13 protein-coding genes and 2 tRNA genes are annotated in these 14,145 nt (G+C 69.9%); 10 read left to right on the forward strand and 5 right to left on the reverse strand.

Annotated elements, in window-relative coordinates; genetic code table 11:
- Positions 1-507, forward strand: a 507-nt coding sequence (locus tag VJ693_RS11220; protein ID WP_324154134.1) for a gamma-glutamyltransferase, incomplete at its 5' end; no start/stop codon positions are given.
- A gap of 29 nt (positions 508-536) precedes the next feature.
- Here the strand turns inward: VJ693_RS11220 and VJ693_RS11225 are convergent.
- Complete coding sequence (locus VJ693_RS11225) at positions 537-1,577, reverse strand: quinone-dependent dihydroorotate dehydrogenase (RefSeq protein ID WP_324154136.1); 1,041 nt, start codon at positions 1,575-1,577, stop codon at positions 537-539.
- A 552-nt stretch (positions 1,578-2,129) separates the two neighbouring features.
- Between VJ693_RS11225 and rpiA the strand changes: the two genes are divergently transcribed.
- Entirely contained in the window at positions 2,130-2,792 is a 663-nt protein-coding gene (gene rpiA, locus VJ693_RS11230; RefSeq protein WP_324154138.1) for a ribose-5-phosphate isomerase RpiA, read from the forward strand.
- Between the two features lie 116 nt (positions 2,793-2,908).
- Positions 2,909-3,094, forward strand: a complete 186-nt coding sequence (locus tag VJ693_RS11235; protein WP_324154139.1) for a hypothetical protein — start codon at positions 2,909-2,911, stop codon at positions 3,092-3,094.
- 19 nt (positions 3,095-3,113) lie between these two features.
- Here VJ693_RS11235 and mnmC read toward each other — a convergent pair whose 3' ends face one another.
- The 3 genes from mnmC to earP all read right to left on the reverse strand — a co-directional run bounded on the left by mnmC (position 3,114) and on the right by earP (position 7,048).
- A complete protein-coding gene (gene mnmC / locus VJ693_RS11240) occupies positions 3,114-5,087 on the reverse strand; it encodes an FAD-dependent 5-carboxymethylaminomethyl-2-thiouridine(34) oxidoreductase MnmC (protein WP_324154141.1) in 1,974 nt (657 codons plus the stop codon).
- A gap of 117 nt (positions 5,088-5,204) precedes the next feature.
- Positions 5,205-5,759, reverse strand: a complete 555-nt coding sequence (gene efp, locus VJ693_RS11245) for an elongation factor P (RefSeq protein WP_324154143.1) — start codon at positions 5,757-5,759, stop codon at positions 5,205-5,207.
- Between the two features lie 218 nt (positions 5,760-5,977).
- Entirely contained in the window at positions 5,978-7,048 is a 1,071-nt protein-coding gene (gene earP, locus VJ693_RS11250; protein ID WP_324154145.1) for an elongation factor P maturation arginine rhamnosyltransferase EarP, read from the reverse strand.
- A gap of 40 nt (positions 7,049-7,088) precedes the next feature.
- On the opposite strand from earP, the gene uvrC reads away from it, so the two are divergent.
- The 7 genes from uvrC (at position 7,089) to VJ693_RS11285 (ending at position 13,014) form a co-directional block, all read left to right on the forward strand.
- Complete coding sequence (gene uvrC / locus VJ693_RS11255) at positions 7,089-9,134, forward strand: excinuclease ABC subunit UvrC (RefSeq protein ID WP_324154147.1); 2,046 nt, start codon at positions 7,089-7,091, stop codon at positions 9,132-9,134.
- Entirely contained in the window at positions 9,121-9,699 is a 579-nt protein-coding gene (locus VJ693_RS11260; RefSeq protein ID WP_324154149.1) for a hypothetical protein, read from the forward strand. The genes uvrC and VJ693_RS11260 overlap by 14 nt, the downstream gene beginning before the upstream one ends.
- 45 nt (positions 9,700-9,744) lie before the next feature.
- On the forward strand, positions 9,745-10,311 hold the full coding sequence (gene pgsA / locus VJ693_RS11265) for a CDP-diacylglycerol--glycerol-3-phosphate 3-phosphatidyltransferase (RefSeq protein WP_324154150.1): 567 nt from the start codon (positions 9,745-9,747) through the stop codon (positions 10,309-10,311).
- Between the two features lie 178 nt (positions 10,312-10,489).
- On the forward strand, positions 10,490-10,762 hold the full coding sequence (locus VJ693_RS11270; protein WP_324154152.1) for an HU family DNA-binding protein: 273 nt from the start codon (positions 10,490-10,492) through the stop codon (positions 10,760-10,762).
- A gap of 11 nt (positions 10,763-10,773) precedes the next feature.
- Positions 10,774-10,848: transfer RNA gene (locus tag VJ693_RS11275), tRNA-Val, on the forward strand.
- A 129-nt stretch (positions 10,849-10,977) separates the two neighbouring features.
- Positions 10,978-12,888, forward strand: a complete 1,911-nt coding sequence (locus VJ693_RS11280; RefSeq protein WP_324154154.1) for a SurA N-terminal domain-containing protein — start codon at positions 10,978-10,980, stop codon at positions 12,886-12,888.
- Positions 12,889-12,938: 50 nt separating this feature from the next.
- A tRNA-His gene (locus VJ693_RS11285) sits at positions 12,939-13,014 on the forward strand.
- Between the two features lie 113 nt (positions 13,015-13,127).
- Here VJ693_RS11285 and VJ693_RS11290 read toward each other — a convergent pair.
- The gene (locus VJ693_RS11290; RefSeq protein ID WP_324154156.1) at positions 13,128-14,027 is read right to left on the reverse strand and encodes a LysR family transcriptional regulator; all 900 of its coding nucleotides are present in this window, start codon (positions 14,025-14,027) and stop codon (positions 13,128-13,130) included.
- Between the last annotated feature and the right edge of the window lie 118 nt (positions 14,028-14,145).

Here is a 14,145-nt window from a genome sequence, read left to right on the forward strand (position 1 = left end):
GGGTTCGGTAGCCGCGTCATGAGCGACGGCGGCACCGGGCTGCCCGGCGGCTTCCTGCTGAACAACGAGCTGACCGATTTCGCCTTCGTGCCGCGCGATGCCGCCAGCCGGCCGGTGGCCAACCGGGTCGAGCCGGGCAAGCGACCACGTTCGAGCATGAGCCCGACGATGGTCTTCGATGCGGTTTCGGGGCAGTTGCAGCTCGTCATGGGCTCGCCCGGGGGCTCGGCGATCATCCACTTCAACACCAAGACGCTGCTCGGCACGCTGGCCTGGGGCCTCGCGCCGCAGGCGGCACTCGACCTGCCCAACTTCGCCAACGACAACGGCCCGACGCGGCTGGAGACCGGGCGCTTCCCGCCGGCCACGCGCGAAGCGCTGCGCGCCAGGGGCCAGCAGGTCATCGAGCAGGAACTGACCAGCGGCAGCCAGGTGCTGCTGCGTGTCGACGGTGGATGGCTCGGCGGGGCCGACCGGCGCCGCGAAGGCACGGTCGTCGGCGAGTGAACCCCTGACCCCCCGCGAAGCCGCGAGCCTCAGCCGCTGGCCAAGGCGCGCGCGATCTCGGGCACCAGGCCCGGCCCACGGTAGATGAAGCCGGTGTAGACCTGCACCAGGTCCGCGCCGGCGGCGATCTTGGCCTTGGCGTCGTCGGCACTCATCACGCCGCCCACGCCGATGATCGGGAAGCCCGCGCCGAGCGCGCCGCGCAGCGCCCGCACGACCCGGTTGCTGGCCTCGCGCACCGGTGCGCCCGAGAGGCCCCCGGTCTCTTCCGCGTGAGGCAGGCCCTGGACCGCCTCGCGGGCGATGGTGGTGTTGGTCGCGATCACGCCGTCCACGCCGTGGCGCCGCAGCGTCGCGGCGATGACGGCGACCTGCTCGTCGTCCAGGTCCGGCGCGATCTTCAGGAACATCGGCACGCGCCGCGCCTGCTGCTGCTCGAGCAGGGCCTTGTGCTCGGTGAGTGCGCCCAGCAGCGCGTCGAGCGCCTCGTCGCTCTGCAGTGCGCGCAGGTTCTTGGTGTTCGGGCTCGAGATGTTGACGGTCACGTAGTCGGCGTGCGGGAACACGCCGGTCAGCCCGATCAGGTAGTCATCGACGGCGCGCTCGATCGGCGTCGCCGCGTTCTTGCCGATGTTCAGCCCCAGGATGCCGCCGGCCGCGCGGAAGCTGCGCGAGCGCCGCACGTTGGCCAGGAAGGTGTCGAGGCCCTCGTTGTTGAAACCCAGCCGGTTGATCAGCGCCTGGGCCTTCGGCAGGCGGAACAGGCGCGGCTTCGGGTTGCCGGGCTGCGCCTTTGGCGTGACCGTGCCGACCTCGATGAAGCCGAACCCCATTGCGCCCAGGCCGTCGATGCAGCGGCCGTTCTTGTCGAGCCCGGCGGCCAGGCCCACGCGGTTCGGAAAATGCAGCCCGGCGACGGTGACGGGGTCGTCGACGCGCGGCTGCGACCACAGGCACTGGGCCGGGGTGTTCTGCAGCCGGGCGATGGTGCCGAGCGTCAGCTCGTGCGCCGCTTCGGCGTCGAGGCCGAAGAGGAAGGGACGGGCGAGGGCGTAGGGAACGATGGACATGCTGCATTGTCCATGGCCCCGAGGCCGACACACGGCTGGGCCCGGGTGGCGGCCGCCGTGGCGCCCCGGTACAAGCCGAGCAGCGACAACAGCACGGTCAGTGCGGTCGTGAGAACCATCATCAAGGTCACCAGCCAGCGCGAGCGGCGGAACGGCGGGCCGGCCGTCACGGCAGTTGAGGCTGGGTGTAGGGCCCAATCGTCGTCCGGCCGAGGGGAGCCCGGCGGTGTGCTCGACACGGGCCCCGGGGTGGCGGCCCGGCCGCCCTTCCACAGCATGGAGAACTCGCGCGGCGCGTCGCCGCCGACGAACTCCTCGACCAGGTGCCTGAGCATCGAGCGCGAGCGGGGGGGGGCTGGTCGAGCGCCCGCTGCAGTGCGCGCCCAAGCGCCGCAAGATCGAGGTCCCCTGGGCGGCCGGGCGCGCGGGGCGCCGCCGATGGCGGAGGGAGTTGGCGCAGGCCGCGTTGGCACAGCTGTCCCCACAGGCTGCGCAGCGCGTGGCGGCCGCGCTCGAGCGGGCTCGGGGCGGGCGGTGGCGATAATCCTGGCCATGACGCAAGACGAACTGAAGGCCCTGGTCGGGCAGGCGGCCCTGCAATACGTGGTGCCGGGCGCGGTGGTCGGGGTCGGCACCGGCTCGACGGTGAACTGCTTCATCGACGCGCTGGCGATGATGAAGGACCGCATCGCCGGCGCCGTGTCCAGCTCGGTCAAGAGCACCGAGCGGCTGCAGGCCCATGGCATCACCGTGCTCGATGCGAACCAGGTGGACTCGCTGCCGGTCTACATCGACGGCGCCGACGAGATCGACCACCGCGGGTACATGATCAAGGGCGGGGGCGCGGCGCTGACCCGCGAGAAGATCGTGGCCGACCTGGCGGCCAGCTTCGTCTGCATCGCCGATGCATCCAAGCTGGTCGACACCCTGGGCGCCTTCCCCCTGCCGGTGGAGGTGATCCCGATGGCCGCAGCGCAGGTGGCGCGCCGTTTCCACTCGGCGTTTGGCGGGCAGGCGCGCGTGCGAGAGGGTGTGGTGACCGACAACGGCAACCTGATCCTCGACGTGCGCGGGCTGAAGATCAGCGACCCGCTGGCGCTGGAGACCGAGGTCAACCAGTGGCCGGGCGTCGTCACCGTCGGCGTCTTCGCGCGCCACAAGGCCAGCGTCTGCCTGCTCGGCACACCCGACGGGGTCAAGACGCTGCGTTTCTGATCGGCGCCCTGTGTTGGCCCGAGACCCGGTGGTGTTTCGGGCGGGTGTATCGTTGACGCCGGACCGTCGGCCCAGCCGCCGGCGGCTGCCTCTTCCCAGACTGCAAAGGACGGCCCGTGGCCACACCGAATTACGCGTATGAGAAACGCCAGCGCGAGCTGGCCAAGAAACGGAAGAAGGAAGAAAAAGCCGCCCGCAAGACCCATGGGGGGCCCGGCGAGAACGAGCCAGGGCAACCGGCGGCCGGCACCGACAGGCCGACGAACGACACCCCGCCCGGGCAGACAAGCGACGCCGGCTGAGCGGCGCCGCGTCGGCGGCTCACCGAGTTGCCCGGCGTGTCTCGCGCGACAAGAAGCGCGCGGGATCGACCGCATCGAGCAGGCTGCCGGCCACCGGCAGCGGGGTGCCGATCACCAATGCGGCCAACACCTCGCCCAGCAGCGGCGCCCAGGTGATGCCGCGCGAGCCGAGCCCGGCCAGCACATAGAGCCCGGGCACCCGGGGCACGTGGCGTGGCTGCTCCAGTCGCCGGGCGCCCTGCAGTGCGAGCCGCGGCAAGGGCACGCCGCCAAGCACCGGCAGGCGATCATCGAAACCCAGCCGCCATCCGACCCGGCCGCTCAGGATCCCGCCGCCGTCGAACCACGCTGGCGGCGGCTCGACCGCCACACCCGTCAACGCCTCGATCTGGGCGAGGTTCGCGCGGTGGTCGCCGAGCCGGATCGCGCTATCGCCATCGTCGGCCTGTGAGGTCGCGCCGCACAGCAACCCGCCGCCAAGCGCCTCGGGCAAGGCCAGCAGGTAGCCGCCGCTGGCCACCGGCAGCGCCGGCCGCGGCAGCGCACGCGCTTCGGCCGCGCGCACGACGGTGATCTGGCCGCGCGTGCGTCGCCAGGGCCAGCCGGGCGCATCGCTGTGCGGCGCGAGCAGATCGGGCGCGCCCTGGGCCGCCGTGACGACGGCAATGTCGGCCTCGGCCAGGGCATGGCCATCGTGGCCGAGCGCGCGCCAACGTCCATCGGGCAGCGGGTCGAGCGAGGCGACGCGGGCGCCGGTGCACAGCGTGACGCCCGGTGACTGCAGCCAGGTGCGCGCCAGCGCCGCCGGCTGCAACCAGCCGCCGCCCGGCAGGTACCAGGCGGCAGTGGTCAGCGGGCATTGCGCCAGCGCGGCGGCCTGTTCGCGCGACAGCGCCTGGGCGTAGGCCGGCGGAAGCGCCTGCACCGCCGCGACGGCCTGCAAGGCGGCGAGCGGCTCGGCGCCACGCAGCAGGCCGTCGATTCGGCCTGGGATGCAGCCGGCTTCGATCAGCGGCCGATACACCTGTTCGGCGCGCAGCGCGGCGGCCCGCAGCCACTGCGCGTGCGCGCCGTCGTGCGCGTGCACGACACCGTGGAACAGCCCGCCGGGGTTGCCCGAGCCGGCGGTCGCCGCCTGCGCCGCCGATTCGAGCACCGTGACCCGAAGGCCCTGGCGGGCCAGCGCCCACGCTGCCGCCGCGCCGGCCAGGCCCGCGCCGACGACGAGCGCGTGGCGAGCCTCGGGCCGGGAGCGGCGGCCGGGCGGGGCGCCGTGGCGGCGCTCGGCCGCCGGGGCCTGGCGTTGCGCCACGGTCATCTCGCGCTTGCCGGCGAAGCCGGGCACGAGCTGGGTGCGAAAGCCGGCGCTGGCCAGGCCGTCGCGCACGCTGCGCGCGGCGCTCCAGGTGGCGGCGGTCGCATCCGGCGCGGTCAGGCGGCCGAGCGCACGCAGCATGTGGGCGTCCCACATCGCGGCGTTGCGCGACGGCGCAAAGCCGTCGAGATAGACCGCGTCGACGCCGGCCTGCAGCTCGGGCAGCCAGGCGGCCACGTCGCCGAGCGCGAGCAGCAGCGTGACGCGCCCGCCTTCGAACTCGAGCGTGTGCAGGCCCGGCGCCAGCGGCGGCCAGGCGGCACGCAGCGCCGCGGCGAGCTCGGGCTCGGGCGAGGCGGCGTGGGCGCGCGCCATGTCGGCCGAGTCGAGCGGATGTGCCTCGATCGAGATGAAGACGAGCCGATCGGCGCGCGCGGCGTCGGCGCGCCACGTTGCCCAGGTGGCGAGGAAGTTGTTGCCCAGCCCGAAGCCGGTCTCGAGGATCACGAAGCGCGCGCGCCCGCGCCAGCGCGCCGGCAGCCCGTTGCCGGCGAGAAAGACCTGCCGCGCCTGCTCGAACGCGCCGGCCCTCGCGTGGTAGACGTCGTCGAACGCGGGTGCGAACGGCACACCGTCCTTCCACTCGATGCGTGCTGGAACGATGGGCGAAGTCTTCACAGTGAAAGTAGAAAAGCCGGCCCAGGGCCGGCTTGTCGATCATGCTGGAGCCCCCGCTTGGAGGGGGCTCGGGGGAGCGAAACGCTCACCGCGCCAGCGGGTTTGGGCGCTTTGCGCTCAAACCCGCTTGCGGTATTCGTGGGTGCGGGTGTCGATTTCGATCTTGTCGCCGTTCTCGACGAAGATCGGCACGGCGATCTCGAAACCGGTGCCCACCAGCTTGGCTGGCTTCAGCACCTTGCCTGAGGTGTCGCCCTTGACGGCCGGGTCGGTCTCGATTTCGCGCACGACGGTGGTCGGCAGCTCGACCGAGATGGCCTTGCCGTCGTAGAACACCACTTCGACGGCCATGCCGTCCTCGAGGTAGTTGATGGCGTCACCCATGTTCTCGGCCTCGACCTCGAACTGGTTGTACTCGGCGTCCATGAAGGCGTACATCGGGTCGGCGAAGTAGGAGTAGGTGCACTCCTTCTTGTCCAGCACGATCTGGTCCAGCTTGTCGTCGGCCTTGAACACCGTTTCAGCGCCGAAGCCGCTGAGAAGGCTCTTCATCTTGATGCGCACGGTGGCCGCGCCGCGGCCGCCACGGCTGTATTCGGTCTTGAGAACGACCATCGGGTCCTTGCCCTGCATGATCACGTTGCCGGCGCGGATTTCCTGTGCGAGTTTCATGGTGAGTTTCCGAGGAGTCGAGATACGGCGGGCTGCAGTTGCCCGATATGCCTTTGCTGCGGCTGGCCGCCGCGCTGCTCTCGAGATGGGGGCTCGGGCGTGGCCTTGCAAGATGGCGTTGAAAACAGCGACCGGGGCAGCGGCCATGAGGCCGCCACCAGCCGCCACGAAGGCTTCGCGCGGTGTTCCGCCGAGCCTTTGCCGCAAAGCCTTGAATTTTAACGCTTTTCGCAGACGAAGGCGAGCAGTTGCGTGGTCAGGTCGGGTTGAGCACACAGACCGTCACGCCAGCGCCGGGTGTGCGCGGCCCAGTCTTGCAGGTCGGGCAAGGGGGGCAGCTCGGGCTGAAGGCCGTTCCAGGCGCGCATCCAGGCGCCGATCGCCGCCCCGAGTGCAGCGGGCGCGCCCTGCAGGTGCCGGGCGAGAAAGGCGTCGAGCTTGGCCGCATGGGCGCCGTCGTGCTGCGGGTAGATGTGCCAGGCGAACGGCGCGCCGGCCCACTGGGCGCGCACGAACGAATCCTCGCCGCGCACGAGGTTCAGCGCGCAGGCCCAGAGCAGGCGGTCGTAGCCGGCCTGGCTCAGCCAGGGCAGGGGCTGCACCCGCACCGCCGTTGGCAGCGGCAGGCCGGCCACGCCATCGGTGGCAGGCCCGGGTGTCGTGAGCAGCAGGGTGGGCGCGTCGCCCAGGCGCCCGAGCAGGGCCGCCAGCGGCGCACCCGGATAGCAGAACAGGCTGACCAGCCGCTCACCCGGGTGCGGCGCGATGCCGTTCGCCGCGAGCCAGCGTGGCGCGTCGAACGCTGCCTGCGTGGCCACCAGGCCGGGCTCGCGCAGCAGCCCGCCGGTGGCCGCCGTGAAGCCGGGGTAGAAGAACCACTTGATGAGGCGGGCGCCCGGGCCGCTGGCCTGCGGCGAAGGCAGGCGGTGGCTGCGCTCGACATAGGGCTCGGCGCTGAGGTACTCGAGGTTGATCCATGCCGGCGGCCGCGGGCAGGCCGCCATCGCCGCGACGAAGGCGGCCGGCGGGTCGCAGCCGAAGGCCTCGATGACCACGTCGCCCGGCTCGGGGAGCGGGGTGGCATCGGTCCAGTGGATCGGCTGCACCCTCGGGGTGCCGTCGGGCGCGATCCAGGCGAGCGCGGTGGGGTCGTCGACCCACAGGCGCACTGTGTGGCCGCGGCCGGCCAGATCGGCCGCCAGGCGCCAGCACACGCCGATGTCGCCGTAGTTGTCGACCACGCGGCAGAAGAGGTCCCAGTGCAGGGCCGGGCAGGGGGTGGGCGCCATCGCGGCATTATCGAAGCCGGCACTGCACAATCGCCCCCCGATGCCTGATCCCGAATCTTCCTCCGCCCCCTCCGCAGCCCCTGCGCCGGCGGCTCCTGCCGCGGCCGAGGGCCACCAGCGCGACCTCGATGCCGCCCTGGCCGCGCGCGAGCGGCTGCTGGCCGAAGTGGCGGCGCTGCCCGGCCTGCCCGGCGTCTACCGCTATTTCGATGCCGGCGGCCAGGTGCTGTATGTCGGCAAGGCGCGCGACCTGAAGAAGCGCGTCTCGAGCTACTTCCACAAGGACCTGGGCGGCACGCGCATCGGCGTGATGGTGTCGCGCATCGCGCGGCTCGAGACCACGGTCGTGCGCACCGAGGCCGAGGCGCTGCTGCTCGAGAACAACCTGATCAAGGCGTTGAACCCGAAGTTCAACATCCTGTTCCGCGACGACAAGAGCTACCCCTACCTCAAGCTGGTTTCGCACCCGTTCCCGCGCGTGGCCTACTACCGCGGCGCGGTCGATCGCAAGCACCGCTACTTCGGCCCGTATCCAGGGGCCTGGGCGGTGAAGGAGACGATCCAGCTGATCCAGAAGGTGTTCCGCCTGCGCACCTGCGAGGACACGGTGTTCGCGAATCGCTCACGGCCGTGCCTGCTGTACCAGATCCGCCGTTGCTCGGGCCCGTGCGTCGGTTTCATCTCGCCCGAGGATTACGCGCGCGACGTGCGCGACACCGAGCGCTTCCTGCTCGGCGAGCAGCAGCAGGTGATCGACGAGCTGCAGGCGCAGATGATGGCGCACGCCGAGGTGCTCGAGTTCGAGAAGGCGGCCGAGTTGCGCAACCGCATCTCGGCGCTGGCCAAGGTGCTGCACCAGCAGGCGGTCGACGAGAGCAGCCTGTCGGGTGCCGGCAAGGAGGTCGACATCCTCGCGGTCAAGGTGGCGGGCGGCCGCGCCTGCGTGAACCTGGCGATGGTGCGCGGCGGTCGCCACCTGGGTGACCGGGCCTTCTTCCCGGCCCATGTGGACGACGCGACGGCACTGGCCGCCGACGAATCCGTCGCCCTCGGCGATGCCGTGCCGCGCGACGCGGACGCGGAGCCGCCGGTGACGAGCGCCGAGCAGCAGGTGCTGCAGGCCTTCATGGCCCAGCACTACCTGCACAGCCCGCCGCCCCCGCTGCTGGTGCTGAGCCACCCGGTCGACAAGGCACTGCTGGCGGCACTGGGCGCGCAGACCGGCGTCAAGATCACCGCCCAGCACCAGCCGCGCGAGCAGCGCCGCATCTGGCTCGACATGGCGATCAAGGGCTGCGAACTGGCGCTCGCGCGGCTGTTGGCCGAGGAAGGCTCGCAGCGCGAGCGCACGCGCGCGCTGGTCGATTCGCTCGATCTCGCGATCGACAACCTCGACACATTCCGTGTCGAATGTTTCGACATCAGCCATACGGCGGGCGAGGCAACGCAGGCAAGCTGCGTGGTCTATGAAGACCACCGCATGCAGAACGCGCAGTACCGGCGATTCAACATCGAGGGCGTGACCGGCGGCGACGACTACGCCGCGATGCGACAGGTGCTGACGCGGCGTTATGCCAAGCTGGCCGAGTTGATGGCGGCCGAGGGCGCACAGGCCGCCGCGCCCGGCGCGAAGCTGCGGGTGCCGGATCTGGTGCTGGTCGACGGCGGGCGCGGCCAGGTCGCGATGGCGCGCGAGGTGTTCGGCGAACTCGGGCTCGACCTGTCGCTGATCGCCGGCGTCGAGAAAGGCGAGGGCCGCAAGGTCGGGCTGGAGGAACTGGTCTTCGCCGACGGGCGCGACAAGCTCACGCTGCCGCCCGATTCGGCCGCGCTGATGCTGATCGCCCAGATCCGCGACGAGGCGCACCGTTTCGCCATCACGGGGATGCGGGCCAAACGTGCCAGTGTTCGCACTGGCGGCAGCCGGCTGGAGGACATCGCGGGGGTCGGCCCGAAAAAACGGGCGAAACTGCTGCAGCGCTTCGGTGGCGTGCGCGGCGTGACGGCAGCGAGCGTCGACGACCTGGCCAGCGTGGAAGGCATCTCGAAGGAATTGGCAGAGGACATCTACCGTGCATTGCATTAGTGAAGACACACGCCACGGCGACAGCGACGACGGCCGCGGCCAAGGCCCGCAGCGCCTGGCCGGCGCGCCGTTCTCCCACCGCGGAACACCCTGGGCCGGCATTGCGCTGCTGTGCTCGCTCGTCGTGCCCGCCGGCTGGATCGCCGGTTGCGCGACACGCGAGCCGGCCCCGGCCCCGGCGCCAGCGCCGGTGCGGCCCGTCGCCCCGATGGCGCGGCCCGCGCCGTCACCGGGCGCGGCCCGCAACTGGGACGAGTTCCGCCTGCGCGCGGCGCAGAAGCTGGTGGCCGCCAACCCCGGCATCACCTACACCGGCAGTGTGCCGGAGCCGCTGCTGGCCATCCCGGTGCTCTCGGTCGAGTTGAATGCCGACGGCAGCGTGGCCCGCATCGACGTGATGCGCCACCCGAGCCAGGCCAAGGACACGACCCAGATCGCGATCGACGCAGTGCGCCGCGCAGCGCCCTTCGGCGACGTCTCGCGCCTGCCCCGGCCCTGGAAGTACGTCGAGACCTTCCTGTTCGACGAAGAGCGCAAGTTCAAGCCGGTGACGCTGGACCGCTGACCGGCACGCCGGCCCGGCCGCAATCGCGGGCAGAATGCGCGCATCATGTTCTTCACCGTCCCGACGCTGCTGACCTGGGCCCGCATCCTGGCGATCCCGCTGATCGTCGGGGTCTTCTACCTGCCGCTGGCCGACGCCACCCGCAATCTCGCGGCGACGGTGATGTTCGTCGTGTTCGCGCTGACCGACTGGCTGGACGGCTACCTGGCGCGCAAGCTCAACCAGAGCTCGGCCTTCGGCGCCTTCCTCGACCCGGTGGCCGACAAGTTCCTCGTCTGCGCCGCGCTGATCGTGCTGGTCCATCTGGGCCGGGTCCATGCGCTGATCGCGCTCATCATCATCGGGCGCGAGATCGCGATTTCGTCGCTGCGCGAATGGATGGCGCACATCGGCGCATCGCGCAGCGTCGCCGTGCACATGCTCGGCAAGCTGAAGACCACGGTGCAGATGATTGCCATTCCGTTCCTGCTGTACGACGGGCCGCTGTTCGGGGTGGTCGACACCCATTGGTGGGGCACGCTGCTGATCGTCGCCGCCGCCGTGCTGACGATCTGGTCGATGGTCTATTACCTGCAGAAGGCCTTGCCCGAGATCCGTGCGAAGGCCCGTTGACGGACGGCGGACGCCTCGGGGTTTACACATAGAATCCCGCTGCGCGCTTGACACCACCGGGGGCCAACGCTGTAATGATTTTTCGCCCTCGAAACGAGGTGCAGCGCCCGAAGAAATCCAAGTCGTCAAAGTCGCTTCAGTCAAACCACTGCGAGAACGCTGAGAGAGGGGTACCTTCGTGAACAAATCCGAGTTGATCGAACACATCGCACGCCAGGCGGATATTTCCAAGGCCGCCGCGACGCGAGCGCTGGAAGCCGTGATCGGCGGGGTGAAAGTCACCCTGAAGAAAGGCGGCAGCGTGTCGATCGTTGGCTTCGGCACGTTTGCCGTCACCAAGCGCGCCGCGCGCACCGGGCGCAACCCGCGAACCGGCGCCACGATCAAGATCAAGTCGGCCAAGGTGCCCAAGTTCCGCCCCGGCAAGGGCCTGAAGGACGCCCTGAACTGATGCCTTTTCCCGGGCGCTTAGCTCAGCGGTAGAGCGGCTGCTTTACACGCAGCGGGTCGGCGGTTCGATCCCGTCAGCGCCCACCACCACCGCACAGCCTCCACTGCGCGGGCATTGATTAGAATCCCGCGCGGCGTGCGCAAACGTTTGACCAAGGCGAACCCCGGTTCGCCTTTGTCGTTTCTGGCCGGCGCCTCACTTCAAGGCTGAGTCCCATGTTCGATTTCGTCCGCTCGCACACCAAGCTGCTGCAGTTCATCCTGGTGTTGCTGATCTTCCCGTCCTTCGTGTTCTTCGGGATCCAAGGCTATTCGCGGTTCACCGACCCGAGCAACGCGGCGGTGGCCAAGGTCGCCGGCGGCGAGATCAAGCTGTCCGAGCTCGATCAGGCGCATCGCCAGCAGATCGAACGCATGCGCCAGCAGATGCCGAACGTCGACGTGAAGCTGCTGGACACGCCCGAGATGAAGCAGCAGACGCTCGAGGGCCTGGTGAAGGACCGGGTGATGCGCACCGCGGCGGCCAAGGAGAACCTGGTCATCACCGACGAGCGGCTCCAGCGCATCTTTGCGACCGACCCGCAGTTCGCCGCCGTGCGCCTGCCCGACGGCTCGGTCAACAAGGACTTCCTGTCCGCCCGCGGCCTGAGCTCGGCGATGTTCGCGCAGCAGCTGCGCGATGACCTGGCGGTGCGCCAGGTGATGCAGGGCGTCACTGGCTCGCTGGTCGCCGGCAAGACGAGCAGCGCGACCGCGCTGGATGCGCTGCTCGAGCGCCGCGAAGTGCAGCTGCAGCGCTTCGATGCCAAGGACTACCTCGCCAAGGTCAACCCGACCGAGGCCGACCTGGAGGCGCACTACAAGAAGAACCAGGCGCAGTTCCACACGAACGAGGAAGCGCGCATCGAATATGTCGTGCTCGACCTCGACGCGATGAAGAAACAGGTCACGCTGAGCGAAGACGACCTGCGCAAGTACTACGAACAGAACATCAACCGCTACACCAGCGCCGAGGAGCGCCACGCCGCGCACATCCTCGTCAACGCGCCGAAGGACGCGCCGGCGGCGGACCGCGAGAAGGCCAAGGCCAAGGCGGAAGCGCTGCTGGCCGAGGCGCGCAAGAACCCGGCGGGCTTCGCCGAACTGGCGAAGAAGAACTCCGACGACAAAGGCTCGGCCGCCAACGGCGGCGACCTCGATTTCTTCGGCCGTGGCGCGATGGTCAAACCCTTCGAGGACGCGGCCTTCGCGATGAAGCCGGGCGAGATCAGCAACCTGGTGGAGTCGGAATTCGGCTTCCACATCATCAAGCTGCTCGGGGTGCGCGGCGGCGAGAAGAAGCCCTTCGAAGCGGTGCGCGCGCAGATCGTCGAAGAGGTCAGCAAGCCGAAGGCACAGGAGCTGTTCGCGGCGGCGGCCGAGCAGTTCACCAACCTCGTCTACGAACAGTCCGACAGCCTGCAGCCGGTGATCGACAAGCTCAAGCTGACCAGGCAGGAGGCCACCGTGCAGCGCACGCCGACGCCCGGCGCGACCGGTCCGCTCGCCTCGGCCAAGCTGCTCGACGCCGTCTTCTCGACTGACGCGGTGAAGAACAAGCGCAACACCGAGGCGGTCGAGACGGGCGCGAACCAGCTCGTGTCGGCGCGCATCGTCGAGCACCACCCGGAGCGCACGCTGCCGCTGGCCGAGGTGCGCGAGCGCGTTCTGGCCGAGGTCAAGTCGCAGCAGGCGGCGGCGGCGGCCAAGAAGGATGGCGAGGCGCGTGTCGCCGCGCTCAAGGCCAACGCCGGCGAAACCCTGCCGCAGACGCTGGTGCTGTCGCGTACCAAGATCGAAGGGCAGCCGCGCCAGGTGATCGACGCGGTGCTGCGTGCCGACATTGCCAAGGGACCGGCCGCGGTCGGCGTCGATCTGGGCGACCAGGGCTATGTCGCGCTGCGGGTGCAAAAGCGTGTCGAGCGCGAAGCCAACGACCCGGACAACGAGCGGGCCCGCCCCTATGTGGCGCAGGCGCTGTCGGCAGCCGAGTCGGCCGCCTACTACGATGCACTCAAGCGCCGCTTCAAGGTCGACATCAAGACGGCCGCCGTGGCGGCGGACGCGGCCTCGGGCGCCTCCAAGTAAGGGGCGTTCCTAAGGGAGCGTCGTTCAGGCTATAATTTTCGGCTCTAGTGGTGGCTGTAGCTCAGTTGGTAGAGTCCCAGATTGTGATTCTGGTTGTCGTGGGTTCGAGTCCCATCAGCCACCCCACCTAGACACTCGCGCACCAGCGCACGCAACGGCCCTTCGGGGCCGTTTTCGTTGCCAGTGTCCGCTTGCCGCCTGGTGTCGGTGCCTGCGGTCGGTGCCTGCGCAGCACGCCTTCAGTGCTCGCGCAGCAATTCAGACAGGGTCTGGCGCAGCCAGGCGTTGCCGGCGTCCGCGTGGAAGCGTTCGTGCCAGTGCTGCTTGACCGCGAACGGCGGCAGCGCGACAGGCGGCTCCAGCACGCGCACCTGCTCCTGCCGCGCCAGCGCCTCGCCCAGGCGCCGCGGCACGATGACCAGCAGCTCGGTGCGCGCCACCAGCCGTGCCACGCCGAGAAAGCTCGGCACCTTGAGCACGATGCGGCGTTCGTAGCCCTGCTGCGCCAGCACCTTGTCGACGATCGCGTGGCCGGTGCCCGAGGTCGTCACCTGGATGTGGCCCTCGGCGAGGAAGGCGCGCTTGCCGGGCTTGCCGCGGATTCGCGGGTGGTCTCTCGCCGCGAGGCAGACGAAATCCTGCTGGAACAGGGTCTGCTGGTAGAAGCCCGCCTCGAGGTGCGGCATGAAGCCGACCGCGAGATCGATCTCGCCGGATTCGAGCCGCCGCGGGCTGTCGGTGGAGATGCGTTCGGCCTCGATCGTCACACCGGGCGCGCGCTGCTGCAGGTGGTTCAGCACCGTCGGCAGCACGACGATCTCGCTGATGTCGGTCATGCAGATGCGGAAGGGGCGCTGGGCCGTGGCCGGGTCGAACTTCGCGCCGCGCGCGTCGACGAGGCGCGCCAGGCGCTCGAGTGACGCCACCACGTCGGGGTAGATCTGCTGCGCGTAGGGTGTGGGCTCCATGCCGCGCGAGGTGCGGGCGAACAGGCGGTCGCCGAAATGCCGCCGCAGCTTGCCCAGCGCGATGCTGGCGCTGGCTTGCGCGATCGACAGCCGCTCGGCCGCGCGCGACACGCTCTGGGTCTTGTAGACCTCGACGAACACATTCAGCCAGTCCAGGTCGAGCTTGGCCATTCTTCGGCTCCCGTCGTTTTGATCCAGCTCACGAGAGTATTGCAAAAGTTGATTTGATTCATATCAACCTGAGCGTTTACGCAATAGACCGCCACCACCACACTGCCGCCCAACGCAG

This window comes from Ideonella sp. (assembly GCF_035254525.1).
Taxonomy (GTDB): Bacteria; Pseudomonadota; Gammaproteobacteria; order Burkholderiales; family Burkholderiaceae_C; genus Ideonella.